This window comes from Paenibacillus sp. 1182 (genome assembly GCF_017833915.1).
In the GTDB taxonomy this organism is placed as follows: domain Bacteria; phylum Bacillota; class Bacilli; order Paenibacillales; family Paenibacillaceae; genus Paenibacillus; species Paenibacillus polymyxa_D.
Map to the genome: position 1 here is coordinate 372,297 of NZ_JAFICR010000005.1, position 26,460 is coordinate 398,756.

Annotated in this window: 23 protein-coding genes; 19 read left to right on the forward strand and 4 right to left on the reverse strand. The window is 45.3% G+C overall.

Annotated elements, in window-relative coordinates; all coding sequences use genetic code 11:
- Nucleotides 1-152 precede the first annotated feature (152 nt).
- The 5 genes from JOD82_RS13085 to JOD82_RS13105 all read left to right on the forward strand — a co-directional run bounded on the left by JOD82_RS13085 (nt 153) and on the right by JOD82_RS13105 (nt 7,861).
- On the forward strand, nt 153-740 hold the full coding sequence (locus JOD82_RS13085) for an ECF transporter S component (RefSeq protein ID WP_029515820.1): 588 nt from the start codon (nt 153-155) through the stop codon (nt 738-740).
- Between the two features lie 60 nt (nt 741-800).
- On the forward strand, nt 801-2,360 hold the full coding sequence (locus tag JOD82_RS29615) for an ABC transporter ATP-binding protein (RefSeq protein ID WP_069012142.1): 1,560 nt from the start codon (nt 801-803) through the stop codon (nt 2,358-2,360).
- A 172-nt stretch (nt 2,361-2,532) separates the two neighbouring features.
- A complete protein-coding gene (locus JOD82_RS13095; protein ID WP_069012141.1) occupies nt 2,533-4,047 on the forward strand; it encodes an MDR family MFS transporter in 1,515 nt (504 codons plus the stop codon).
- 610 nt (nt 4,048-4,657) lie between these two features.
- The gene (locus tag JOD82_RS13100) at nt 4,658-6,157 is read left to right on the forward strand and encodes a glycoside hydrolase family 68 protein (RefSeq protein ID WP_069012140.1); all 1,500 of its coding nucleotides are present in this window, start codon (nt 4,658-4,660) and stop codon (nt 6,155-6,157) included.
- 111 nt (nt 6,158-6,268) lie between these two features.
- Nucleotides 6,269-7,861 carry a glycoside hydrolase family 32 protein gene (locus JOD82_RS13105; RefSeq protein WP_069012139.1) on the forward strand — a complete coding sequence of 531 codons (1,593 nt, stop codon included), beginning with the start codon at nt 6,269-6,271 and terminating at the stop codon, nt 7,859-7,861.
- Between the two features lie 174 nt (nt 7,862-8,035).
- On the opposite strand, the gene JOD82_RS13110 is transcribed toward JOD82_RS13105, so the two are convergent.
- Nucleotides 8,036-8,500 (reverse strand): MarR family winged helix-turn-helix transcriptional regulator, encoded by a 465-nt coding sequence (locus JOD82_RS13110; RefSeq protein ID WP_013369372.1) that lies wholly within the window; start codon nt 8,498-8,500, stop codon nt 8,036-8,038.
- A gap of 289 nt (nt 8,501-8,789) precedes the next feature.
- Here JOD82_RS13110 and JOD82_RS13115 point away from each other — a divergent pair, with 289 nt between their 5' ends.
- From JOD82_RS13115 to JOD82_RS13130, 4 genes are all read left to right on the forward strand, one after another.
- Nucleotides 8,790-9,224 carry a hypothetical protein gene (locus JOD82_RS13115; protein WP_029515814.1) on the forward strand — a complete coding sequence of 145 codons (435 nt, stop codon included), beginning with the start codon at nt 8,790-8,792 and terminating at the stop codon, nt 9,222-9,224.
- A gap of 219 nt (nt 9,225-9,443) precedes the next feature.
- On the forward strand, nt 9,444-9,629 hold the full coding sequence (locus JOD82_RS13120) for a hypothetical protein (RefSeq protein ID WP_029515813.1): 186 nt from the start codon (nt 9,444-9,446) through the stop codon (nt 9,627-9,629).
- Between the two features lie 18 nt (nt 9,630-9,647).
- Entirely contained in the window at nt 9,648-9,947 is a 300-nt protein-coding gene (locus tag JOD82_RS13125) for a spore coat protein (protein ID WP_165148387.1), read from the forward strand.
- A 190-nt stretch (nt 9,948-10,137) separates the two neighbouring features.
- Complete coding sequence (locus tag JOD82_RS13130; protein ID WP_029515811.1) at nt 10,138-11,478, forward strand: amino acid permease; 1,341 nt, start codon at nt 10,138-10,140, stop codon at nt 11,476-11,478.
- A gap of 20 nt (nt 11,479-11,498) precedes the next feature.
- Here the strand turns inward: JOD82_RS13130 and JOD82_RS13135 are convergent, their stop codons facing one another.
- On the reverse strand, nt 11,499-12,131 hold the full coding sequence (locus JOD82_RS13135) for a LysE family transporter (RefSeq protein ID WP_029515810.1): 633 nt from the start codon (nt 12,129-12,131) through the stop codon (nt 11,499-11,501).
- A gap of 303 nt (nt 12,132-12,434) precedes the next feature.
- On the opposite strand from JOD82_RS13135, the gene JOD82_RS13140 reads away from it, so the two are divergent.
- The 6 genes from JOD82_RS13140 to JOD82_RS13165 all read left to right on the forward strand — a co-directional run bounded on the left by JOD82_RS13140 (nt 12,435) and on the right by JOD82_RS13165 (nt 19,991).
- Nucleotides 12,435-13,406, forward strand: coding sequence for an SIS domain-containing protein (locus JOD82_RS13140; protein ID WP_245231471.1), 972 nt, complete (start codon nt 12,435-12,437; stop codon nt 13,404-13,406).
- A 28-nt stretch (nt 13,407-13,434) separates the two neighbouring features.
- On the forward strand, nt 13,435-14,247 hold the full coding sequence (locus JOD82_RS13145; protein WP_029515808.1) for a PfkB family carbohydrate kinase: 813 nt from the start codon (nt 13,435-13,437) through the stop codon (nt 14,245-14,247).
- A gap of 95 nt (nt 14,248-14,342) precedes the next feature.
- Nucleotides 14,343-15,056 carry a GntR family transcriptional regulator gene (locus JOD82_RS13150; RefSeq protein WP_209949413.1) on the forward strand — a complete coding sequence of 238 codons (714 nt, stop codon included), beginning with the start codon at nt 14,343-14,345 and terminating at the stop codon, nt 15,054-15,056.
- Nucleotides 15,057-15,191: 135 nt separating this feature from the next.
- On the forward strand, nt 15,192-16,775 hold the full coding sequence (locus JOD82_RS13155; RefSeq protein ID WP_209949415.1) for an amidohydrolase: 1,584 nt from the start codon (nt 15,192-15,194) through the stop codon (nt 16,773-16,775).
- Between the two features lie 2 nt (nt 16,776-16,777).
- A complete protein-coding gene (locus JOD82_RS13160) occupies nt 16,778-18,208 on the forward strand; it encodes a YfcC family protein (protein WP_209949417.1) in 1,431 nt (476 codons plus the stop codon).
- Nucleotides 18,209-18,320: 112 nt separating this feature from the next.
- A complete protein-coding gene (locus JOD82_RS13165; protein WP_069012134.1) occupies nt 18,321-19,991 on the forward strand; it encodes a ribonuclease J in 1,671 nt (556 codons plus the stop codon).
- A gap of 157 nt (nt 19,992-20,148) precedes the next feature.
- On the opposite strand, the gene JOD82_RS13170 is transcribed toward JOD82_RS13165, so the two are convergent.
- On the reverse strand, nt 20,149-21,408 hold the full coding sequence (locus JOD82_RS13170; RefSeq protein WP_176715743.1) for a BaiN/RdsA family NAD(P)/FAD-dependent oxidoreductase: 1,260 nt from the start codon (nt 21,406-21,408) through the stop codon (nt 20,149-20,151).
- Between the two features lie 291 nt (nt 21,409-21,699).
- On the opposite strand from JOD82_RS13170, the gene JOD82_RS13175 reads away from it, so the two are divergent.
- From JOD82_RS13175 to nadE, 3 genes are all read left to right on the forward strand, one after another.
- Nucleotides 21,700-23,439, forward strand: a complete 1,740-nt coding sequence (locus JOD82_RS13175; RefSeq protein ID WP_039270619.1) for a two-component system sensor histidine kinase NtrB — start codon at nt 21,700-21,702, stop codon at nt 23,437-23,439.
- A 141-nt stretch (nt 23,440-23,580) separates the two neighbouring features.
- The gene (locus JOD82_RS13180) at nt 23,581-24,015 is read left to right on the forward strand and encodes a BrxA/BrxB family bacilliredoxin (protein WP_029515801.1); all 435 of its coding nucleotides are present in this window, start codon (nt 23,581-23,583) and stop codon (nt 24,013-24,015) included.
- A 101-nt stretch (nt 24,016-24,116) separates the two neighbouring features.
- Entirely contained in the window at nt 24,117-24,926 is an 810-nt protein-coding gene (nadE, locus tag JOD82_RS13185; RefSeq protein WP_025722646.1) for an ammonia-dependent NAD(+) synthetase, read from the forward strand.
- A 114-nt stretch (nt 24,927-25,040) separates the two neighbouring features.
- Here the strand turns inward: nadE and JOD82_RS13190 are convergent, their stop codons facing one another.
- Nucleotides 25,041-25,868 carry an alpha/beta hydrolase family protein gene (locus JOD82_RS13190; RefSeq protein WP_029515800.1) on the reverse strand — a complete coding sequence of 276 codons (828 nt, stop codon included), beginning with the start codon at nt 25,866-25,868 and terminating at the stop codon, nt 25,041-25,043.
- 184 nt (nt 25,869-26,052) lie between these two features.
- On the opposite strand from JOD82_RS13190, the gene acpS reads away from it, so the two are divergent.
- Nucleotides 26,053-26,457: a holo-ACP synthase gene (gene acpS, locus JOD82_RS13195; RefSeq protein WP_029515799.1), complete on the forward strand. Its 405-nt coding sequence runs from the start codon at nt 26,053-26,055 to the stop codon at nt 26,455-26,457.
- Nucleotides 26,458-26,460: the final 3 nt, after the last annotated feature.

A 26,460-nucleotide genomic window follows, 5' to 3' on the forward strand; every position in this document is an offset into this window, starting at 1 on the left:
AAGCCTCTTATTTTTAGTCTTATTGTCAACCTATGAAATATAATTAGGTTGACAATAAGACTGCAGATGAATACATTTATACAGTAGCAGCTTGTATAAGGATCAGAGCTGCAATCTTATAGATTAGATAGGGAGAGGAGTCAAGAATACATATGAAGGAATCTCGTATGTTTGCAAAGTTTACAACGCTGGATATCGTACTCATGGCGATGCTGGCCACGTTGAACGGCGTCATGACCGTGTATTTGTCGCTCATTAACAAAACATTAAACAGTCTGGGAGGGCCTATCGCAACTTCCACTATTGTCGGTCTGTACATGATATACGGTTTGTTGGCCTATTATATTATTCGTAAGCCGGGTACGGCGGTTATTGCTTATGCTTTTGGTGCGGTAGTGCAGTCTTTTATGGGCTCTGCCTATGGAATTGCTTCTATTATTGCGGCGGCTGTCTGCTATATGATTGCGGCTGAGTTGGTATTTGCCTTGTTGCGGTATCGGCGCTGGAACGCAGTTTCGCTGATGCTAGTGGGTGGGGCTATGGTTCCGCTGTGGTTTATTGTGGCAGCCAATATGTTTGGCTATATGCATTGGGGGTGGAAGGTGCTGACGATTGCACTGGTCGTTCGTATCCTGAGCGGCATTGTCCTGTGTGGTCTGCTGACGAAAGTGCTGGGCGATGCCTTAAATCGTACGGGACTGTTAAAACGGTTTGAACTAGGACGCGCTTCACGTGCATAGCCGTGGGTGGCTATGCATGTGGTTATATCTTCAACAATGGGGATCGAGGATATTTCAGTTATGAATGAACATAGCGATTATAATTCGAACAGTAAAATAGCCGTATCCTTGAAGAATTTTGGCTATCGGTATGATGATCAGGTGGAGCCAGCGTTACATGGCCTGACACTGGACATTGCGGTGGGCGAGCATGTAGCCATTGTCGGAGCCAGCGGAAGTGGAAAGTCTACGCTATGCCAGCTGCTTCATGGCGGGTTATCCCGTTCTGGCGAGGGCGAACGAACGGGTGAGTTGACCGTGTACGGGATGGACCCCGATACCGCTGATTTGGCTACTGTCGCCACCACTGTCGGCGTCGTGCTTCAGGACCCGGATGCCCAGCTGGTGCAGGGAATCGTCGAAGACGAGATTGCTTTTGGGCCGGAGAACCTGCGCGTGCCTCCGGCAGAAATAGCGCAGCGCATTGCCGCTGCGCTGGAGGCCGTCGGCCTAGCTCCCGAGCGCGACTCCTTCGTGCGGCGCCTCTCGGGAGGCCAGCGCCAACGCACCGCGATTGCTGCGGTACTGGCGTTGGAAGCGCCGCTGGTCGTGTTCGACGACGCAGCTGCGCAGTTAGACCCGCCGGCTGTCTGCGACTTCGTCCTGTTATGTCGGCGGCTCCATGCCGAAGGCCGGACGGTAGTTACCGCGTCCGGCCGCATAGACGATGGCGCGCGGGCAGCGCAGCGCATCATCGTCCTGAAGGGCGGGACCGTGCAGCTGCAGGGTCCGCCCGAAACGCTGCTGCGCGAACATGGTGCGCAGCTGGCCGCCTTGGGGCTGCTCCCCTCTTCCGCAGAGAGGGGAGACGTGCCGCGTGAGCCGGGCGCGAAGCCCGGGTCAGCGGCGGACCGCGCTGGACAGCCGTTGCTGGAGGTGAAGGGATTGCCCTTCACCTACCCCCGCAGCCAGCGCCCGGCGCTCAAGGGCGTGAGTCTTGCCCTTGCGCCTGGCGAACGAGCCGTGCTGTTGGGCGAGAACGGCTCAGGTAAAACCACGCTCGGCAAGCTGCTCATGGGCCTACTCCCCGCACCGAAGGGGTGCATGTGGTGGGAGGGGCAGGATATGGCGAAGCTGCCCATTCACCAGCTGGCTACCGAAATCGGCTATGTGTTCCAGCAGCCAGAGCATCAGTTTGCAGCTGCAACGGTGTGGGAAGAGTGCTTGTACAGCGTTCGCGCCAAGCTTGGTTTACGGACCCGGGAGCCAGTTCCCGCCGCATATGTGGAACGGGCGCATCACTTGCTGGCTGCCGCCAGGCTGGAGCACAGACTGGATGCCTCCCCGTATCTGCTAAGTGGAGGCGAAAAAAGGCTCTTGAGCGTTGCAGCACAGTTTATCTTGCCCAAAAAGCTCTACATTCTGGATGAGCCTACCGCAGGAACGGATTACGAAGGGGCGAATATTCTGCTCCGTATGTGCACAGAGCAGTCTACCGAAGGCGCGGCATTCCTGATCATCACCCACGATATACAGGTAGCTGAACGCTTTGCCAGCCATGTTCTTCGTATGGAAGAGGGGTATCTCTATAAAACGGAAAATAGCTGGAATGATCATACGATTACAGTTGACAAAAATTAAGGATATGTAGACAATAATATATATACATCGTACAAAACAGGCGGCCTATATAGGCCGCCTGTTTACGATTATACAGTGCGGGTAATCATCCATCTGAGAGGGAAAACTGCACAGATACAACACAGTTTTTATAAGGAAAGGATTTGTGATTTGCTTGGGAGACGATAAACCTATGAAGCGCGGACTCGTGCTGACAGGTGTTCTATTGGCCACTTTTTTGGCCGCAATTGAAGGAACGGTTATCGGTCCAGCGGGACCGACGATTGTTAGTGAACTGGGCAGCGTGAATTTGCTCAGCTGGATTTTTACGGCATATTTACTGACGATGGCTGTGACCACACCTATTTTCGGAAAGCTTAGCGATTTGTTTGGCCGAAAACCCATTTTTTTAATCGGCTGTTCGTTGTTTGTACTTGGCTCTTTACTTTGTATGATAGCTGGTACTATGGAGCAGCTTATTATCTACCGGGCCATTCAGGGGATTGGTGCGGGTGGTGTCATTCCTGTTACCTTTACCATCATCGGTGATATATACAAAATGGAGGAACGTGGCAAAGTCCAAGGCATGATCAGCTCAGTATGGGGAATTTCTTCCCTGATCGGGCCACTCTTGGGCGGTTATGTGGTCACCTATTTTGGTTGGGAGTGGATTTTCGGCTTTAACGTTCCTTTTGGATTGCTGGCTATGTACTTCATCGCCCGTTACTTGCGTGAACAGGTAAGCAAGCGTACCGCACGTATCGACGTACCCGGAGCGGTTACCTTTACCATCGGGATGACGGCTCTCTTGCTCGTATTGGCACTGGGCGGACAGTATATCGGTTGGGCTTCTCCTGAATTGCTGGCCTTGGCTGCCGTAGCCATTTTGTTCCTGATTCTGTTTTTGGTTATAGAAAAACGCGCTCAGGAACCGATGGTGCCACTAAAGTTATTTCGGATACGGGATATCGCTTTTTCCTGTGCCGCAGCCCTGTTAGTCAGCACCCTGCTGATCGGATTGACTAGCTATCTTCCACTATGGATTCAAGGTGTATACGGTGGGGATGCCGCTTCATCTGGTCTCGCATTGGCTCCAATGTCCATAGGCTGGCTATTTGGCTCTATGATCGGAGGACGCATTTTGCTGACGCTGGGCTCGCGTCGAACCTCATTGATTGGACTGACCCTGATTGTATTGGGAGCCTTCGTCATGACCTTGATGGGCCAAACGGCTCCTATCTGGCTGCTCTTCCTGTCTACATTGTTGTATGGACTGGGATTCGGTTTCTCGATAACTGTGTTTACGATTATTGCCCAGTCCTCGGTCGGGTTCCAGTTGCGTGGCGCGTCTACAGCTTTGAATACATTCCTGCGCACGTTGGGGCAAACGATCGGGGTTGCTGCCTTCGGTTCATGGCTGAATTATCGCATTGCTGCCCAGACAGCAGAAGGACAGCTTACACAGCAAGGGGTTACGCAGGAGGATATTAACGGTCTGCTTGCACCTCATGCTTCACAGAGTCTAAGTGACAAGGTTGCCGGATTGCTTCGTTCTGTACTGGAAAACAGTCTGCATTCCCTGTTCGTTATCATGGTCGTTATTGCAGTGATTAGCTGGTTTGTCGTGCTCGGACTGCGGAACCGTCCGCCGGGTACGGAAGAAGAGGCAGATCAGCGCGTAAAGACACCACAAAGAGAACACGCATAAAAAATAATATAAATCTTTCATTATAAAAGAGATAGCCCGGACCTTTGAATAAAAGTCCGGGCTATCTCTTTATTCAAAGGTCTCTCCTCCTAATGATTCAACAAAAAAACACCTCGCATAGGACCAATAAATTTCCCAGCATACAAAAAGGAAATAAAAATCCCCTTGAGACTGCGATATATTCATATGGTATAGGTAACAAAATAGTAAAAAAGTCTTAAGAAATTGTAACAAAAAATTTGTTTCTGGATGGAGCTGTAGGGTACTAAGGAACTATTTTTTTGAACCCGCTTACAAATTGGGCTTTGTATGATTTATTTTAGAATGATTTTGCATGTGAATGAAGCAACCAAGCTAGCAATATGAAACACGGAAAAAAATCAAGCAGCAAATTTTTCTGAATGTAATAAGAATGAAAAAAAAGGGATTTTCAGAAAATTACTAGGAAAATATGAGGATGAAATTCATAGAGTAACCTGTTTTCTTATCTCACATAATAGGGCTTTTCAGTCTATATCAATCGTTTGACATACCATATAAAATGGCCCTATCAACCAAAAAGTTGGTTTTCAAATCTAGAAGCATAATTAGATTAAGGGAGATGGAGTACTTGAAGTTTAACAAATGGTTCAGTAAAGCAGCCACTGCAACAGTAGCAACTACCTTGCTGTTAGGAGGCGGCGTTCAGGCTTTTGCCGAGGAAAATGATGCATCTGATCTCAAAACAGACAATGCATTTACGCAAATTACGCGTAATGACATGCTGAATATTTTCAAACAGCAAGGCAAAGAGAAATATGAGGTTCCGTCCTTCGATGCGTCTACAATTAAGAATATTCCTTCTGCTATTGGTCGCGACAGCTCAGGCAAGCTGACTGATTTTGATGTCTGGGACTCTTGGCCGTTACAAAATGCCGATGGCACAGTAGCCAATTACAAAGGGTATAATATCGTTTTTGGATTGGCAGGCGATCCTAAAAGAGCAGAGGATACATTTATATATCTGTTCTATCAAAAAGCGGGTAATACCTCGCTGAGCGGCTGGAAAAATGCCGGAAGAGTATTTAAAGACAATGATAAATTACTTGCCAACGATCCGATTCTAAAAAATCAGTCAGAAGAATGGTCCGGTTCTGCTACGTTAACCTCTGATGGACAAGTACGTTTATTTTATACCAGCAGACAGCCCTTTGAGCCAAATAACCAACTATACGGCAAACAAACCTTGAGCACGGCTCAAATTAATGTCTCTCAGCCTGATGACAAGACACTGAAAGTAGATGGAGTCGAGGATTTGAAATCGATCTATGACGGTGGAGATGGGAAAACCTATCAAAATGTACAGCAAAGCGTCGGAATAGATATGGACAACCATACGTTTAGAGACCCTCACTATGTCGAGGATCAAGGCCACAAATATATTATATTTGAAGCCAACACAGGAACAGAAACCGGCTACCAAGGCGAAGATTCGCTTCAAAACCCAGCTTATTATGGCGGCAATAAGAAATTCTTCACGGAAGAGCAACAAAATTTGTTGCAAAGTCCCAAGAAAAAGGGAGCTGAGCTGGCTAACGGCGCACTGGGCATCGTTGAATTGAATGATGATTATACGTTGAAAAATGTAATGCCTCCTTTGATTGCTTCCAATTTGGTAACAGATGAAATTGAACGGGCAAATGTGTTCAAAATGAACGGTTTGTGGTATTTATTTACGAGTACGAGAGGTTCCAAGGTGACTGTAGATGCGATCGGTGACGATGATATTTACATGCTGGGTTATGTTTCTACTTCCTTGACAGGGCCTTATAAACCCTTGAATGGAACCGGTCTCGTTCTTCATCAGGATCTGGATCGTGATGATATTACCTGGACGTATGCCCATTTTGCTATCCCGCAAGGCAAAGGCAATAACGTAGTCGTTTCGAGTTATATGACCAATCGCGGGCTTTTCCCGGATCACAAATCTACTTTCGCACCAAGCTTCCTGCTGAATATTAAAGGCTCGAAAACCTCTGTTGTGAAAAACGGTATTTTGGAGCAAGGGCAAATCACGATTGATCCAACGAATGACAAAAAAGAATCTCCAAATGAGTATGGAAAGAAATAAGTAGGTATATGTAATGCAGTATGTCCGAAGGCGGTAGATTGGTAGCAACCCGATCTGTCGTCCATCGGGCGGTACATAACGATGCAATGAGAGGTAAGGAGGATCGTCATAATGAAAAAAAAAACTCCCAAGAGCATTTGGATACGATCCGTTGTAATCATCACAGGCTTAACTATATTCATAGCTATGGGTTGGAGTATGTACCAACAGGATACAGCCGAACCCCCAAAATCTGCTGCAACTCCAAAAAGTCAAGCTAAACAAAGTAAGCATACAACACCGACCTATCGGTCAGCCTATCATTTTACCGTTCCGGATAAGTGGAAGAATGACCCCCAACGGCCCATTTATTTCGATGGAAAATATCATTATTACTATTTATACAATCGTGACTATCCCAAAAAGAACGGTACAGAATGGCGACATGCTACATCAACCGACCTGGTTCATTGGAAAGATGAAGGGGTGGCGATTCCCAAATATACGAACCGGAATGGAGATCCTTGGTCCGGTTCGGTCGTGATCGATGATAAGAATACCGCAGGTTTTGGAAAAGGGACGCTGGTAGCCATTGTGACACAGCCCTCCGCAGATGGCGGAAAGCAGGAACAATTTTTGTGGTACAGTAAGGATAACGGCAAGACGTTTACTTCTTACCGCAACAAGCCTGTGATGTCCAATCCCGGTACAAAGGACTTCAGAGATCCCAAAATCATCCGAGATACTGGGCGTAATCAATGGATGATGGTCATGGCAGAGGGAACGAAGATTGGCTTTTATAAGTCTAAAAATTTAAAGGATTGGCAGTTTACGAGTGGCTTTCAAACGGAAAATATCGGGCTTGTGGAATGTCCTGACCTTTACCAGATGCGTGCAGATGATGGAACCTATCAATGGGTTTTGGGCGCGAGCGCCAATAGCAAACCAACAGGCGGACCCAACACGTATGCCTACTGGACGGGAGATTTTAATGGAGAAGCATTTCTCCCTGATCACAGTGAACCTGAGTGGCTGGATTATGGGTTTGACTGGTATGGTGCAGTTACGTTCGAGGAAGGAAAAGACAAAGATAAATACAGTCACCGTTATGCTCTGGCCTGGATGAATAATTGGGATTATGCCAATAACACGCCTACCCTAAAGGAAGGCTTTAATGGAATGGATTCGATTGTTCGTCAAATTCGGTTGAAGCATACAGCAGATGCTGGGTATCGCTTGGTTTCACAGCCAGTAAAAACTTTGGATCGATTCCAAACTTCTACGAAATCATTTGGACAGATCAAAGTAGACGGTGTTTACTCGCTTCCGGTAGCAGGCGATACCTATCAGTTAGAGGCAGATGTATCTTGGTCAACGATCAAAAATGCGGGACTGAGGCTTCGAGAGTCAGCAGATGGCAAGCGCCATGTGGATGTCGGTGTTTCGGTGGATGGGCAATACTCCTACGTAAATAGAGCCAATACCGGACATCCGGATCAGAGTGGGAAATATGTAGAGAGCAAGGCGCCTTTTGATGCTAATAAGAAAAAGGTCCACCTAAACATTCTCGTCGATAAAACCAGCATTGAAGTGTTTGTAGATGATGGAGAAGTAGCTTATTCCTCCTTAATATTTCCACGATTAGAGGATCAGAAAATTACTCTTTTTTCCGATGGCGGTCCGGCTATGTTTAACAATGTAGTGGTCAAACATTTTAGTCGATAGCAGATACTTATGCTGCTCGTAAGCTTGGGCATATTTCGCTCTATTCAGGTATATAAAAAGTCCACCCATGAATATAAGGGTGGACTTTTCTAGTATAAATCTAATCTACGTTTAGCACAGCTAAAGATTGTTCATTTCTTCACAAATGTTTGTTTGCTAAAATTACTATACATTCTATTTGTGATAAGGTGACAGGTTATCAGCGCTACGACCCAATTTTTTAAGCAAGCCGATGAGTTGATCTCTTTCTGTTTCACTGATTCCGCTAAAGGCACGTTCAATCTGACGTGTATAATCAGGATAAATTTCGTCCATGACACGTTGTCCCTCGTCCGTCAATTCTGCATATATAATCCGACGATCTTGGTCGCACGGGTGACGGTGCAAATAACCGCGACTTTCCAGCTTGTCAATAACATAAGTGACATTTCCGCTTTGCAGAAGCAGCTTTGCTCCAATTTGTTGGATTGGCTGCGCGCCCTTGTGATATAAAACTTCCATCACGGCAAAGGCCGTTGGGTTGAAGCCCACCGTTTTGATGCCAGCAACCGCATGTTCGTTTACACTTTTGAATGACTTGGCAAACACGCTATACAAATGCATGGATTGCTGTGTCACCAATGTTCGGTAATCTATCATCTTCATTCCGCCTTTATGTATGGATTTGGGCATCCTTTGACCGCTCGGCTCGGATGACCGGGCAACCATACCCTTGTTACTAGCATAAAGGGATTTACATAGCGAAAACATGCGATTTGTCACAGTAGCTGCTTTTTTAACTATTTAATTTCAAAGCATTAAAGTAAATTTTTGAAAAATAAAGGATTTGAATGTAAAAATACTGTTCTGGTTGGTTATATTAAAAAAGAACATACCTAACCTAATGAACAAATTAACAAAATAAGCTAATTTAGAGGAGATGAAACACATGGATACGGGTTCTTTCCGTTTTCAATTTCGTGATCCGCAGCAAGCTGCTCAAGCCTGTGAAACATTAAAGGAAATTGGATACTCTGCCAGCACGAACGGTGACACAGGTCTCAATGTACATATTGAGAACCAAGATGTACTGTCTGCATTGGAAATTTGCCAAGCCTATGAAGGAAGCATGATTGAGGTAGGGACTCTTTTCTCTAAACCGGATGAATATCCCGGTTTGCAAGGAAATATAGGTGTACATAATCCAGGTTATAGCCCGGAAGACTGGATTATCCCAGCACATACGATCAACGAAGACTGGAGCGAAGCTTATAAAAATGGCTCCTCTCAAACGTACACTAATACGACGGAGGAGCACAACGTCAGCTCTGATCCTCAACCCGAGGACGATGTGGATGGATTTTCTGGAAGCATCCATACCTAATTTTATCCTAAAAATCATGATTAGAAATTTGAGTCTTCACTGTCCAGCACATTTTAAGGAAAAGTTCCTATAAGACCATGGATTATTGTGGCTTTGAAGGAGCTTTTTTTTGTGTGAGAAAAACTCAGTTAGAGCTTTTGCCAGAACTGAAACTCTGCAGGATTTGCATAAATAGCAGCGATAGCAGGGAATAACAATTTCAGAAAGGAGGTCTTGACCATGCAAAAATTAGGAGTTCACGAAAAATTGGAATTACATGAGCTGCTTACATTTAAAACAACTTGTCTCACAAAAGCCCAAACCATGATTCCTTTAGTGTCAGACACAAACTTAAAAAACATTTTGCAGCAGGATGTCAACGGTGGTACACAAGATATTCAACAGCTTAGAAATCTACTTGTGTAATTTTAAAGGAGGATTAACGTGAACTCTTTTGTTGAGAATATGACTGGAACGAGTCCCATGAACGATCAGGTGATTGCTTCTGATTTATTAATTTCAGCTAAAAGCGGAATTAAGAACTATGCTCTTGCGCTGACAGAGTCAACCAGTTCGGAAGTTCGCAATGTTCTTTGTGACCAATTGAGCAAAGCGGTTAATCTTCATGAACAAATCTTTAATTACATGAAGAACAACGGTTACTATAACGCTTATGATCCGGAGCAGCAAATACAAATGGATATTCAAAATGCCGATAAGGCCCTTTCTTTATCTAAAGTTTGATCGTTTGAGTTTCACTTAACCCCTCGGACAATTTTATACATTTACAAAGCACCAGTAAACCTTAACGGGGTTCTGGTGCTTCTTTATTCATAAATAAAGCCAAGTCATGCTTCACATGAAATATGGTGAAATAGGCAATCTTAAAATAGAGAACTCGGTCTCAAATTCAGGAATAGGGTGATTCTCTTTTATGGGTAAGTCTTCGGATCGTATGCAAAAAGAAAAAAAACTAAAATGGTGGCAACTAAGCTTGTTAGGAGTTGCAGGTACCATCGGTACAGGATATTTCCTCGGGTCCGGCTTAGCGATTTCCATCGGTGGCCCAGCCGTACTCATTGCATACTTTTTGGCAGCGGTGGGAACGTATGTGGTGTTTGACGCCCTTTCGCGCATGACGGCAGATCATCCAGAACAGGGCTCTTTCCGTTCCTATGCCCAAAAAGCATTTGGTAATTGGGCAGGCTTCGGTAGTGGCTGGGTGTATTGGTTCTCAGAATTGCTTATCAATGGGAGCCAACTAACGGCGCTATCTATATTCTCACGCTTCTGGTTTCCTCAGGTACCGATGTGGATTTTTGCGGCAGGCTTCGGGATTTTAGGACTTGTGATTGTTTTTTTTGGTAACAAGGGTTTTGATCGAGTTGAAAATGTATTGGCTATTATTAAAATGGCAGCTATTGTTATGTTTCTGGTCTTGGCCGTTGCTCTTTTGGCAGGCTGGATCGGAGGAGGAAAATATAATCCAAAGTTCCCCATCAGTTACAAAGACTTTTTTCCTACCGGCGGTATGGGATTATGGTCATCTTTTATTTTTGCCTTTTATGCATACGGAGGTATTGAAGTGCTCGGAATAATGTCTAATCGGCTTCAAAAACCGGAGGATGCACCTAAAGCAGGAAAAGTAATGTTGATGACGCTCGTTGTAGTATATGTGCTTTCGATTGGTCTGGCTGTGTCTATGGTACCCTTAAGTGCCTTTAACCCGAAAGAAAGTCCATTTGTGCTTGCGCTGAGCAGCGATCATCTGGTTTTTGTACCTCATTTATTTAATGGAGTGCTTATTATTGCAGGGTTCTCAACAATGACAGCCTCCCTATATGCAGAGACATCTATGATGATTACACTTGCACAGGAGGGAGATGCGCCCACATTGTTTTCACGGAAGTGGAAGGGCAAATATCCTCTGTATGCACTTAGTTTGATCTCCGTTGGATTAATCTCAGCCATCGTAATGTCGTTGCTGCTGCCGGGAAAAGTGTATGAATATATTACAACAGCTGCAGGGTTAATGCTGTTGTATAACTGGTGCTTTATTTTGCTGTCTTCAGGTAAGTTACTGAAATCGAGCACATCTAGCAACATTAAACGCTGGGTTGGATTATTGTTGATAGCTATGGCTGTGGTCGGATCCTTTTTTCATAAGCTTAGCCGTCCTGGGGTTTACATCAGCTTACTTCTGGTCTTGTTCATTGCAATATGTGACCTCATTGTACAATGGGTTCGCCGAAAGCACGCCAAGGAATCTCGTTAACTTTGTCAGGGAGTTAATCGTCAGTGTAAAAAAAGTAATTGAAATGCCTGTACACCAAAATAAAAACCAAAACCGATAAGAGATAATCCAGACATCCAAGAGATGGTTTTAAGTAATCCGGTTTTTAGAAACCTCCGGAAAATACTTGAAGCGGCTGCCATGGTTACGTCCCAGAGTAACACACCTAATACAATCGCTCCGCTAAAGATCATTAGCTGTTGTACTGGATATGTATTAGCGACGTTGGCCAGTATGGACCCGTAAATGCCAAGCCAGAAAAGGATGGAGAGAGGATTAAATAATGACATCAGGAAGCCTGCCAAAAATGAATTGGTTAAGGTATTGCCATTTCCCCTTAATTCAGATTCTGAAATCACACCTGCATTTTTGATGCTTTCAACACCTGTATACACAAGTACGAAAAAACCAAATAACCATAAAAAAGCTTTAACAAACGGGGCATTGAGAAGGTGGATCATTCCCAAATAGACAAGCAGCATATAGATTATATCTGCGGTTATTGCCCCAAGCCCGATAAACCAAGCATGCCAAAATCCATTCTTAATACCTCGATCCAACTGTGCAGCATTAATCGGCCCAATGGGGGCCGAAAGTGACAGACCGAGAAAAATATAACTGATAAATGTATTAATGGTGTTTTCCTCCTTGATTTTTTATGGGCTGTTATGTACTTGTCTACTTTAGTTTATTCGGACAAACCCATGGGTAAGACCAATTTTTTGCGTATTTTGTAGGTGTAATCTCGTTATGACCAAACACTCAATAAATCAAATCCCAATAGGAGCTCTAATTCTTCGACAAAAGGATTAGAGCTTTTTGAATGCAGAGTATTAAAAGTTCATTGAATAAATGGGCTTGACACTTTTGGTGAAAGCGCTTATATTTATCCCATAAACAATACGTTATATAACGTTATATAAAAAGGAGAGGTAAAAATGATGAATGTACAACAGACGGTTCAGACGATTTATGAACAATCAAGTGGAGAGATTTCTGAGGTTTATTTAGTAGCTTGCGGGGGCTCATTAGTCGATATGTATCCCTCAAAATATTTCTTGGATAGTGAAGCGAAGAAGCTGGTAGCAGGCATGTATACAGCAAATGAGTTTGTGCACGCGCTGCCAAGACGATTAGGTAAAAACTCAGTTGTCATCGTGTGTTCCCATGGAGGAAACACGCCGGAATCGGTTGCGGCTGCTAAATCAGCCAAAGAGAAAGGCGCTTACACCATCGGCTTAACCCACAATAGTGAAGCGACACTGCTCAATTACTCTGATTATTCATTCCTCTACGAGTGGGGAGATGAGAGCGATGTCAAAAATAACCCGATGGCTATTATTTTGGAGCTTACTGTTGAGCTGCTTCAAGTCGCTGATGGCTATATGCATTATCAAGCTTTCCAGAACGGCTTGGGAGCAATCAATGGAATTATTAACAGGGCCAAAATACAAGTCGAACCGCGTGCCACTGTATTCGCTGACAAATACCGCAATGAAGATCTCTTCTATATCCTGACCAGCGGAGCTTCTTATGGACATGCCTACGGATTTGCTATCTGTTCTCTAATGGAAATGCAATGGCTTCATGCGGCTTCAATCCATTCCGGTGAATTTTTCCACGGTCCGTTTGAAGTAACGGATAAAGAAACTCCATTTATTCTGATGATCAACGAAGGACGCACACGGGCATTGGATGAGCGGGCACAGACTTTCCTGAATCAATATGCCGAGAAAGTAGAAGTAATCGATGCGAAGGAGCTTGGAATCGGAACCATTGCTGACGAGGTTGTCGAGTTCTTTAACCCGGTTTTATTTTATAGCATTGTATGTGTTTATCGTGAAGCACTCGCAAATGTACGCAATCACCCACTGGAAACTCGCCGTTATATGGGCAAAGTAGCTTACTAAGCGCACTTACCAACAGGAGGAAACCATCATGAAAGTTCTAGGCATTGGCGATAATGTGGTAGATAAATATGTTCATCTGCGCATGATGTATCCTGGCGGCAATGCGCTTAATTTCAGTGTGTTTGCCAAAAAAGCGGGAGTAGATGCAGCCTTTATTGGAGTATTCGGGGATGATAACGAAGCACAGCATGTAGAACACATTCTCCGTGAGCTGGAAATCGACATTTCACGGTGCAGATATCACAGCGGTGAGAACGGCTGCGCACGTGTAACCCTGGAAGACGGGGACAGAGTATTTCTGGGCAGCAATGAGGGAGGAGTTACACGTCTCCACCCGCTGAAGCTGAGTGAAGATGACAAGGCCTATGTTGGCGGGTTCGACCTTATTCACACGGGCTTGTACAGTCATACAGGGCACTTGCTGCCTGAATTGGAGACGTTGGGAATCCCTCTTTCTTTTGACTTTTCAGATGATTTCGTAGATGAACAGGTCGAGAGATATATTGCGTACGCCGATTTTGCATTCTTCTCTTGCAGCCATATGACGGATGAAGAGACACAGAACTATATCCGCTCCAATCGAAAAAAAGAGGGGCAAATTCTGGTAGCCACACGCGGCGGAGATAGATCTATTGCCTATGATGGTACCAAGTTCTATTTTCAAACGCCTGATTCCGTGGACGCTGTGGATACGATGGGGGCAGGAGACTCCTATATCACCGCCTTTTTACTGAGTTTTTTGAAAAAGGGTAATATTCAGGACGCTATGGCAGAAGGATCGAGGGTTGCCGCCCAGAGCTGTCTGGTAGAAGGTTCATTCGGATACGGCGTCCGTTACTAATTATTTTTTTCAAATATCTTCACTTGTAAGAATATGTAACATTTGATACTCTAAGTGGGAGTAATATAACGTTATATGACAAGTGAGGGTACATTATGTTGAATTCAGATCAAGCAGAGCCATTATATATTCAATTACAAAAAGCGGTCAAAACTGCTATTCATAATGGAACATATACGCAGGGAAGTCGTATACCGACTGAAACTGAGCTAAGCGAGACCTACAATGTAAGTCGAATTACCGTAAGAAAAGCGATTGCCGAATTGGTTCATGAAGGTTATCTGACCAAACGTCAAGGAAAAGGGACCTTTGTCAATGTACCCAAAATTGGGCGGAAGATTGAACATGTGATCAGCTTTACGGCTGCCTGCAAATCCAACGGCCTCTCTTCACACAGTGTGGTCACAAAACGTGAAATCATAGAAGCAGATGAGGAAATTGCACATCAGTTGCAGCTGCTACAAGGAGAAAAAGTGTTATATATTCAGCGCCAAAGATACGCCGGTGATCGACCGCTCATGCTGGAGAATAATTTTTATCCTTATGACCGATTTTCTTTTCTAATGGAAGAGCAGTTAGAGGGCTCTGTATATGAGCTATTGCGTCATAAATACAGCATCGATCCTAACCAACCGGGAGAAACGATATTACAAATCGCCTTGGCGGATGAATACCAGGCAAAGCTGCTAGAGACGGCCATCGGACAGGCGTTGTTCTACATGCATACGATTATTTATGATCAGCATGGAAGCCCCGTTCATGTAGGTAAGCAGTACATCATTGGGGACCGTTATCAATTCTCAATATAAATCCGTTGCCTGTTACGTAATGTTATTCAGGTACGGCGCAGCTTCTGCTTCCACTCCATGAGAGAAGCAGAAGCAATGTTATAACGTTATATTACGTTATGTTATGAAGCGGATAAATAATGAGGAGGTGAAACTGTGCAAGGGAAGAAGGACACATTAGCGGACAAGGTTCTACTGTCAAATGCTATTTTTAATGGCTTAGAAAATGAAGCTTCGCCTGGGTTTATTGCACTGCGGGGAGAATGTATTGCAGCAGTGGGGCGTCCCGAGGAAGCACAAGCTTGGATAGGAACTGAAACGGTTGTCTGTGATTTGGGTGATGCTTTTATCATGCCAGGAGTTCATGACAATCATGTATTTTTTACCGGATATATGTCGATGCATCGGGGCGTGGATTTGACTCATGCAGCCTCGATTGGAGAAGCAGTGGAATCCATGCTGCAAGCGGCAAACAACCTTCCGCCAGGGAAAGATGTAACCGCTTACGGTTGGAGCGAGGAAAGATGGGGCAAGCTGCCGGAACAAAGCTTGTTGGACGAGATGTTCCCTGATCGGGCGGTAATTGCCATTAACCTAAATAAAAGCTACTGCTGGATGAACCGACTGGCTCAGGAGAAATATCAATTTTTGCCGGATCAATGCAGTGCTGAGGCACGCGCTTTGCTACTCCAAGCCATGATGCAGGATCGCAGCCTTGTCAAACAAGAGTTTGTGGAGTTTTGCCGCCTGCTGGCTGCACGAGGAGTTACTTCCATAAAGGATATTGGCTTTGACCGACATAGCGAGCTACTGCCGATTCTAGAAGAATTGAAAGAAGCAGGAGAACTGCCACTCCGATTTCATTTTTCGCTTGAACCCGTTGTTGAACCGTTGGATGTTGGCACCGGTATCAAGTATAAAGCACTTTATAATGGAGACCTTATTCGTTTCCAAGGATACAAGCTGATGCTTGACGGCGTTGTAGCCGATCATACAGGGGATATGTTGGAGCCTTACGCAGATATGCCTGAAGTCACGAATTTAAGAACGGTTGATTATGAAAAAATTGAAGCCTCAGTTCTGGAAGCAGACAGCCAAGGTATCAAATGCTGCCTAACTGCAGAAGGGGATGCTGCAATTCGCCAGGCAGTATCGATGATTGAAAAATGCCGCGAACAACAAGGTAATCACCTTATTAGACATTCGATCAGTGATCTAGAGTATCCTCATCCAGATGATCTGATTAGAATGGGCGAGAACGAAATTTTTGCCGAAGTCTACGCCCAAATCCTGCTACTGAATCCTTCTTACGAGGATGCTTATATGTCTGCTGTGGTAGGTAAAGACAATGAAAACCGCTTTTATAATTATAAATCCATGCTGGAGGCTAACGTGCCAATAACCATTGGGACTGATCTGCCTTTATTTATCACTAGTGTCCCTGATTCACTGTATGCAGCCTCTCACCGATTATTCCCGGATGGCTCGCCTGCAGGAGGCTGGTATCCTGACCAAGGGATGCCGCCATCCGAAGTTTTAAGGGCATGGACCATTAATGGAGCCAAACATTGTTATATGGAAGAGGTTACAGGTACGCTGGAGGCTGGAAAATATGCTGACATCGCCGTTTTTGATCGCGACCTCCTTAACGCATCCGCTGGGGACATCAGGGATGCCCAAGTGATATTGACCATTATGGGAGGGAAGGTTACGTATAACCATTCTTGGAATGAGGGATAAACATGAACATCAAGAATAAGAAATGGAAATTATCCTTGCCCCATAGTTATACTTTAATATTTTTGATTATTATTACGGTCGCTACGTTGACATGGATTGTACCCAGCGGACAGTTTGAGCGTCATGAAGTGACAGTGAACGGTGTGACCAAAACGGCAATCGTTTCGGGAACCTATCACACTGTACCCAAAACGGGTGAGAATGGTGATTTAAGACAGGGAATCCCCCAAATCCTTAGCGCCCCGATTGAAGGGATTATCAATGCCGCCGATGTGGTCTCTTTTGTCCTTATTGTAGGCGGCTCCTTCGGGATTATACTGCAGACGGGAGCCATCGATCGTGCCCTGACAGCCCTTGCCAGACGTCTGAAGAATAAGGGGATTTTGCTTATTCCAATTGCCATGGTTATATTCAGTCTCGGAGGCTCTACCTTTGGGATGAGCGAAGAAATTATTCCGCTTTATGCAATTTTTATTCCGTTAATGTTTGCCCTAGGCTTCGATTCTATGACTGCTATTCTCATTCTATTTCTGGGAACGCAAATTGGCTATGTTGGTTCGACTGTGAATCCATTTTCAGTATTGATTGCCCAGGGAATCGCAGGAGTGGAGGGGAATCCTCAGCTCTGGCTGAGATTTATTGAATGGCTTGTATTTACTATGATTTCTATTGCCTTTACGATGTGGTATGCGCACCGGGTTAAGAGAAATCCGGAGAAATCCATTGTTTTTCAGAGTGATATTATAAATCGCGAGCAATTTATAAAAGAGAATACAGGTGAGGACGTCGTCTTCACGTTTCGGGACAAATTAATTATAGGTGGATTTATTGTAACGCTGGGAGCCATTGTCTGGGGAATTTTGGCCAAAGGCTGGTATATGACTGAAATCGGCGCCCTTTTCTTCGCACTCGGTCTTTTTGTCGGGGTAGTCACCAAAATGAGCCAGAAGGAGATAGCTGAGAATTTTGTAAAAGGGTGTGGAGAATTCATCTACGCTGCAGTGATTATAGGTCTCGCTCGCGGAATTCTGATCATCGCCGAGCAGGGTATGATCATTGATACCGTATTGAATGCACTCGCAGGCATCCTGGAAGGATTGCCAAATTACTTGTTCACAACCATTATGTTGGTTGCACATAATATTATTACTTTCCTGGTCCCATCTTCTTCGGGGGAAGCAGCACTAACTATGCCTGTACTTGCACCGCTTGGAGATCTTGTAGGCATCAATCGTGAAGCCGTCGTCACAGCGTACCAGTTTGGTAACGGGTTAACCAATCTCATTTCACCGACAGGTGGAGTTCTGCTAGCAGGATTGGCCATTGCCCGGATCAGCTTTGGACAGTGGCTGAAGGTAATCTTCAAGCTATTCCCCATCCTGTGGTTAGTTGCTGCTATTTTCGCTGCTATTTCGGCTGCGGTGGGTATCTAATATATCAAGTGAGAACCCCTGTCTTTTAGAGACAAGGGTTTCTTTTTGTGTATAAGTTTACGTGGAAAATGAATAATATGGATAGCATTTTTCTAAGGAGGAAATAAACTTGATGTTTGATGATAATAGATTACTCATTGCTGCTCTAGGCGGTGTGAATGAAATCGGGAAAAACATGTATTTCATCCAATACGATCAGGATATCGTCGTAATTGATTGTGGTTCGAAGTTTCCTGATGAGAACTTGCCTGGTATTGACCTTATTGTGCCCGATGTCACCTATCTGCTGGAAAATCAGGATAAAGTCAGAGCGCTCATTGTGACTCATGGGCATGAGGATCACATCGGAGGTATTCCCTATCTGCTCAAGCAGATTAACATGCCCGTTTATGGGACAAAGCTCACCATCGAATTAATTAAGATTAAGTTAAGGGAACATAACCTTTTGCGTGATGCCGAGCTTCATCTTATAGATGCGGATTCAACCGTTCAAGCGGGAACGATTCAGGCATCCTTTTTCACCACGGTTCACAGTATCCCGGATTGCCTGGGTGTCTTTTTTCAGACACCGGAAGGAAATGTGGTCCATACCGGCGATTTCAAATTCGATATGTCTCCCGTAAGCGGACCTTTTCCCGATCTTCATCGAATGGCTGAAATAGGAAAGAAGGGGGTGAAAGTGCTGCTCTCCGAAAGTACAAATGCGGAAAGGCCAGGATTTACCCCTTCAGAACGTTTGGTTGGCGGGCATATTCTAGATGCATTTGCCAGAGCCAAACAGCAGGTGTTTATCTCCACGTTCGCTTCTAATGTTAACCGTGTCCAGCAAGTCATTGACGCGGCTGTGGAAACAGGCAGGAAACTGGTTTTACTCGGACGCAGTATGATAAATGTGGTGTCAGTGGCCAAGGAGCTGGGCTTCTTGCATATGCCTGAGGATTTGCTGATTGAGGCGGGAGAAACAGAGCGGTTTCCCGCAGAAGAAATTGCAGTTTTATGTACCGGAAGCCAGGGAGAGCCGATGGCCGCATTGTCACGTTTAGCCAATTCCCTGCATCCCAAAATCGAAATTTTGCCTGGTGATACGGTCATCATTGCTGCGGGAGCCATACCGGGGAATGAGCGAAACCTATCCCAGGTCATTGACAACCTGTATGTGCTGGGTGCCCAGGTTATTTATGGATCAGGCAGCTCTACAGGAATGCACGTATCCGGTCATGGTAGCCAGGAAGAACTGAAATTAATGATGACTTTGATGAAACCACAGTATTTGATTCCTATACATGGTGAATTCAGAATGCTGTATCAGCATCGTCAACTAGCGGAGTCTGTGGGGATTCCGATGGAGAATGTATTTATCGTCCATAACGGTGACACGATTCAAATTGAAGAGGGAAGGGCATCCCTGGGCCCTAAAGTACCAGCCGGCAATAGCTTGGTAGACGGGTTGGTAACCGGTGACGTAGGTAATATTGTCCTGCGTGACCGTAAAAAACTTTCTTCAGACGGAATGCTGATTATTGTGATGACGTTGAGTAAAAATGAGAAGCAAATGCTCGCAGCGCCAGAGGTCATTTCAAGAGGCTTTGTATATGTTAAGGATTCCGAAGAGCTCATGAGTCAGATCCACGACACGATTATGTCCACAGTGAACGAGCTAACAGAAATCGAAATGAGTCAGTGGGGACTGATTAAGCAGATGTTAAAAGATGATGTTGGTCGGTTCATTTACAATCAGACGAAGAGAAGACCCATGATTTTACCTATCATTATTGAGGTTTAAGATAGCGGCAAATGTCAAAACAAGATGGATATTGTTCTTTACGCCATTTACAAAAAAAGACTTAAATCAGAAATACAACTGATTTAAGTCTTTTTCATTTCCTTTTCCTATCTCCCCCAAAAAATGAGGATGCAGTGGTGGTATGCAGCGCAGCGTCTTAATCGCTTACGGCCGCTTGTGTCCCTGCTGTATGCCCTGTCGTAAACGCCGCTGTAATATTATAACCACCTGTGTAACCGTGAATATCGAGAATCTCACCGCAGAAGAACAATCCAGGCATCAGCTTGGACTCCATCGTTTTCGGATTAATTTCCTTCAAATTCACACCGCCCCCGGTAACAAATGCTTCCTTCAGAGAGAGCGTACCGTTCACACGGATTGGAAACGCCTTAATGCGATGAGCAAGTTCTTGCCATTGCTGCTTGGGAATATGATCATAGGTCAAGTCCTCACGCAGTTCGGCTTGCTGGAGCAACAATGGAATCAAGCGTTCCGGTAAATAAGGCTTAAGCACGTTTTTGATCGCTTTTTTAGCATCGACCGATGCCAACTCCAGCGTCTCACGGTAGACTTCATCGGCATGTTTATGAGGCTGCAAATCGAGAGTCAATAACACCGTGTTTACCTTATCTTTTTTCATTCCCTTGACGACAAATTGACTGCACCGCAAAGCAGTTGGGCCAGATAGACCGAAATGTGTAAAAATCATATCTCCTTCATGGACGACAACTTTCTTTTGCTTCGCATTCCATACGGTCAGACTGATGTCGCGTAAGGATAGTCCCTGAAGCTCTTTCGTCTGGATGAACGTTTCGCCTGAGGTCAATGGCACCTCTGTTGGATACAGCTCCGTAATGGTATGCCCCGCTTGTTCTGCCCATGCATAGCCGTCACCTTCCGAGCCGGTATGCGGGACGGACTTGCCACCGACGGCTACAATGACATTACGGCTATGTAGGATTTCACCGGAACGCAGCCGTACCCCAGCTGTATGACCTTCTTTGTAAATAACCTCTTGAACAGGACGACTTGTCCGAATTTCGACTCCTTGAGAGCGTACCTTGTTAATCAAAGCATCGACTACTGTTTTGGCTTTGTCCGTCACTGGAAACATACGCCCATTGTCTTCTTCCTTTAAGGCTATACCCAGCTGTTCAAAAAAGGCGATGATATCCCGATTGCCAAAAGTCGCCAGTGCACTGTGCAGAAAACGGCCATTGCCGGGGATGTGCCGAATGAGTTCGTCCAGCTCTTTGGCATTCGTGACATTGCAACGGCCTCCACCAGAGATCCCCAGCTTTCGCCCGAGTTTATTTCCTTTTTCAAGTAAAAGCACCTTGGCGCCCTCACTGCTGGCAGCGGCAGCAGCCATTAATCCGGCTGAGCCGCCTCCGATCACAATAACGTCGTAAGTCATAAACCTCTTCCTTTTCGTCGACAAATTTTCAAAAAATTCAGAACGGCGTAACCAATTTTTCATCATATCGCAATACCGTCATTTTAGATAACCTAAGGGCACGGTAAACGTGTATATTTTTCAATTTACAGGATTTTAAAACGCGTAAAAACGATCTTCTTATATACATCTGGTATTTAGCAGATTTTGTCGTTCTATACCGGAATTTTAACACATATATTGTAATATATTGTAGCCTGTGCTTTAATTCAACTAACGGCGTCAAGGAAAGATGATGAGGGGGAGAAGTCCTTGTTAATTGCGTTGAAGGAAAGTGTGCTCCAAGTTCTCCTTGCCGTTATATCGGCGGGTTTTTTCTCTATATTAACGGATTATGGGGATAAGAAAAAGGTTTGGGGCGGCAATCTGCTTCCTGGACCCACTCAAGGAATACTGTATTTGTGTTGCTTACCAGCCATATTGCTATGTACACTCTTTCAATATCAGTCTCCGTATGGTCTACCTTCTAATCTCGGTATTATTCCCCTTGCTGTTGGCATCATGTACGGTAGACGTCGCACTGCCTTTGTGCTCGCTGCTTCCGCACTGATGGGTGTCCTGATTATAGCCCAGTCGACAGAAATGTCCCCAATGTATGTGGGCACTGGTTTTATCCTTTTTCCTTTTATGCTCCTGCATGTCAAGTTTTTTCAAAGAGGAACATTGCTGGACAAAAAGCTCCTGATCTCTGCATATGTTGTGGCTGATATGCTGTTTAAGGCGATATTTCCGCTACTGTGGGGCAAACAGGATGTTTCTGTATACATTCCTGACTTACTTACAACGTTTTGGAATATGGGTGCAGGGGTGCTGGCAAGTTTTACGGTCGTGAGTCTAATGCATAATGCCTTTGAGAAACTGACGCTTCGGCGTGATGTGACTGAGTTTACGAGCAAATACTTAATTGAAGTGGATAAGCTGCGTCAAGTTATGGATTTGATGCCGTTATCTCTTGTTACTCTGGACAGCGAAGAACGAGTTATACATATGAACAAAACGATGCTGGAACTCTATCGAAACTACGATCCCTACATTACACTGCCTGAGATAGTGGGTCGTCCATTGAGCACGTTATATGGTTTTGACACTTTACCTGTGGTTAACGAACGAGTTGCGAAAGCATTGGAAGGAGAGGCGGGTGCTGATTTTATAAATGTTACTCCCAAAGTATTCTTCTCCAGTTTCCTTCCTATTCGGGATAAACATGTAAACCAAACGACAGGCGTCATTATCGCCCTGCAAGATATTACAGAGCTTGAGACGCTGCGCAGTGAGCTGGGCAATTTCGAGAGGCTCAGCCTGGTTGGACAGATGGCAGCGGGCATTACTCATGAAATACGTAATCCGATGGCGGTTGTGCGTGGTTTTTTACAGCTTATGCGTGAGAAAAGCCCAGAATCCCTCAACCATTATTACCGCATTGTGATGGAGGAACTTGACCGGGCGAACGGGATTATTAACGATTTTCTTTCACTGGCCCAGAATCGAATTGTCGAGAAGGAGCAATGTCATCTGCATGATATTATTCGCGAACTGACGCCTTTATTGTGGGCAGATGCGAATCTGAGGGGGCAGACGATTGATCTAAAGCTGGAGGATCATGTGACGATGCTGCATTTGAACCCTAAGGAAATAAAGCAATTGCTGCTTAATTTATCGCGTAATGCGATGGAAGCCATGGGGGAAAAGGGAGTGCTGACCATTTCTACTCATGAGGAAGGGGATTTCGTGGAACTGGAAGTAAAGGATACAGGGCCTGGAATTTCGCAAAAACAGCTTGAAAAGCTGTTCCAACCTTTTTACACCACCAAAACGAAAGGTACAGGTCTGGGTCTGGCCTTATGTCAAAGTATAGTGGAGCGTCATCACGGTACGATTGCCGTAGATTCGGTGGAGGGAATGGGCACGCAGTTTAAAGTTCGATTGCGCAGAACCGTCCCGACTTACCGGGATCATTCTGAGCCTCCTGTCATGAGTCCGATACAGAAATAATCGTTCAAAAATATAGCCGGATTTTTGCAAATTACGTGAAAAAGATTGTATAATGAAATTTAGATGTCCATGCCTTTACTACGGCAAAGGATGAAATTAGAAACGTACTATACATGATTTTCGGAAAAGGAGTGAAAGAATATGTCTATGTCTTTCGATCAATATATGAGAGATTCAGTTCAGCCGATGCGCGATGAACTGACGAATCTTGGGATTCAGGAACTGCGTACCTCTGAAGATGTGGAGGCCAAGCTGCCTAATAGTAAAGGAACAGTGCTGGTGGTTGTGAACTCGGTATGTGGTTGTGCCGCAGGCCAATGCCGCCCGGGTGTGGGTGAAGCACTGAAGCATGATATTACGCCAGATCATCTGTATTCGGTTTTTGCCGGACAGGACAAGGAAGCAACGGCAAAGGCTCGCGAATTTTTCGCACCTTACCCACCGTCTTCCCCTTCTATCGCGCTGTTGAAAGACGGCGAGCTGGTTCACTTCATCGAGCGTCATCAGGTGGAGGATCGTTCGGCAGATCAGATTGCTGCTGATTTGACCAGTGCATTTGATCGTTTTTGCCGGTAAGACTGCTCAAGCTATGCCCCGCATTTTTCGCCTGCGAAACTTGCCGGGGCTTTTGCATGTTGGCTTGTGAAGGAAATTCCTAAAAAAGAGGTGCTTATCTGATGAGTTTGCAGGAACAGATTATTGCTGAATTGGGAGTACAGCCTACGATTAACGTAGAGGCAGAGGTCCGTAAGCGTGTGGATTTCCTCAAGTCGTATGTAACGAAAACGGGAAGCAAAGGGCTGTTGATCGCCATCAGTGGCGGGATTGACAGTGCCGTAGCAGCTGCTTTGTGCAAGCGCGCTACAGATGAATTGACGCAGGAACAAGGAGACGAATACAAAACGTTGGGTGTATTCCAGCCATACGGCCAACAGGAAGATATCGAGCATAGCTACGCGGTTGCCAAAGCGTTCGACCTGAAATATGCCGGGGAAACGAACATTAAGGAAGCCGTGGACAAGGTTGCCGTGGAAGTGGAGCATACGTTAAAGGATATTGGTCTTGAGCGTTCGATTACTCCGCAAGTGAGAGGGAATGTAAAGGCAAGAACACGGATGGTGGTTCAGTACGCACTTGCGAATGAGCTGAATTTGCTCGTCGTTGGCACAGATCACGCTTCCGAAGCCATCACAGGCTTTTATACCAAATGGGGCGATGGTGCGGTCGATATTACGCCACTTAGCACGCTGAACAAACGTCAGGTGCGCTTGCTCGCCAGCTATCTCGGAGTTCCGCAGGCCATTTTGGACAAAGCGCCTACAGCTGGATTGTGGGAAGGCCAGACGGATGAAAAAGAACTGGGGATCTCCTACGAAGCAAACAGTGACTATCTGGAAGGCAAGGAAATTGACCCGGCGGCACGCGAAAAGCTGGAAAGCTTCTTTACACGTACTGCGCATAAGCGGACAAGCATCCCAGGAGTCTAAGCATTAATCATTATGTAATTTTAAAATGCTCAAGCGAGGATTTTGCAAAATTCTGAAGTAAATAAATGCGGCGATCCGCCCGGCGGATCGCCGTTTGTATTGAAGGGGTAATAATTAATTGGCGATCCACTCAATGAAGCGGCGGGTTTCGGTAATCGCCTGATCCAGTGGAAGACTGCCTCCCTGGAATGGATGAACGGTATTAAAGGTATGATTGCCGCCTTGAATTTGTACCCATTCGATGTCGGGACGAACGGATGTGAGCAGGGCAGAGCCTTCTCGTAGACGTTTGGAATCTTCGGTTCCCTGGATCAGTACAGCTGGGAGCTGGCTGTTGGCAAGTCTGTCTACAATGGCAAAACGCTGGCGATTTTGTTCCAGGTCTTCCAGAATGATAGCATCCAGCGGGAGCTGTTGCCCGGTTCTGGCGTTCTCCACATAGCTGCGTCCCTTGGCGCGCATTTCTTCTTTTTGCGGTAAAGTAAACAGATCAAGATCTGTCACGCCATTCCATGAAATGACGCCAGCAATCTCGCCGGGATGATCTAGAGCATATACAAAGCAGCTTCCCGCGCCTCGGCTATGACCTAACAGAAACAACGGCAATTCTCTGAACTCATGACGGGCTCTCAGATTGGATAGCAATAGTTCCAAATCCTCTTGTTCGCGGCTATAGGTGTTGCGTGCGAACTTTTCCAGCTCGGTAAAATTCTCCAGATCCTCACCTATGCCATTATGTGAAAAGTTGAAGGTCACAACATGGTTATCCATACTCAATGCTTCTGCTATATAGGGGAACATGCCCCAATCCTTAAATCCTTTGTAGCCATGAGCGATGATGAGCAGGCTTTTGGCTGTATTTTTAGAGGGAAACCAGGAAGCCCGGATCACCGCATCTGTTCCTGCTTCGGTACCTGCTTCAACAATAATGGTTTCTGACATCCTATCCTTCCTTTCTACGGGGATTTTTTTAAAATGGGCATATCAGCTGAATTTCAAACATTCATCTATAGCCTTTCTTATTTTAACATATTTTGGTGCTGTTTTTACGCCTTTGTGACTCGCCAGGGTGTGGACGCACTGTTACAATAGATCCAGTAAAGTATAAAGGACGGAGAATACCCAAATGATCTACGGAATTGGACATGATGTGCTGGAAATAAGCCGTATGGCTCATATTTTGGCAGGTAAATATGCAGATGCGTTTTTGAATCGAGTGCTGACCCCGGCAGAACGCGAGCTTGCTGTGGAACGCAAGGGTAGACTAACGGAGTTCGTAGCAGGGCGCTTTGCTGCCAAGGAAGCGATAACCAAAGCCTTCGGTTGCGGAATTGGGCAAATCATCGGGTTTGGCGATATGGATATTTTACCGGAACCTGGGGGGAAGCCAGTAGTTTATTTGTCTTCATCCGCGTGGGATCGACTGAGATTGCCGAATACAGGTGACTCAAATTACAGCATTCACTTGAGTATTACACATCAGCCTAACATTGCCTCTGCTTTTGTGATTGTCGAATATAAGGAGACGTGATGT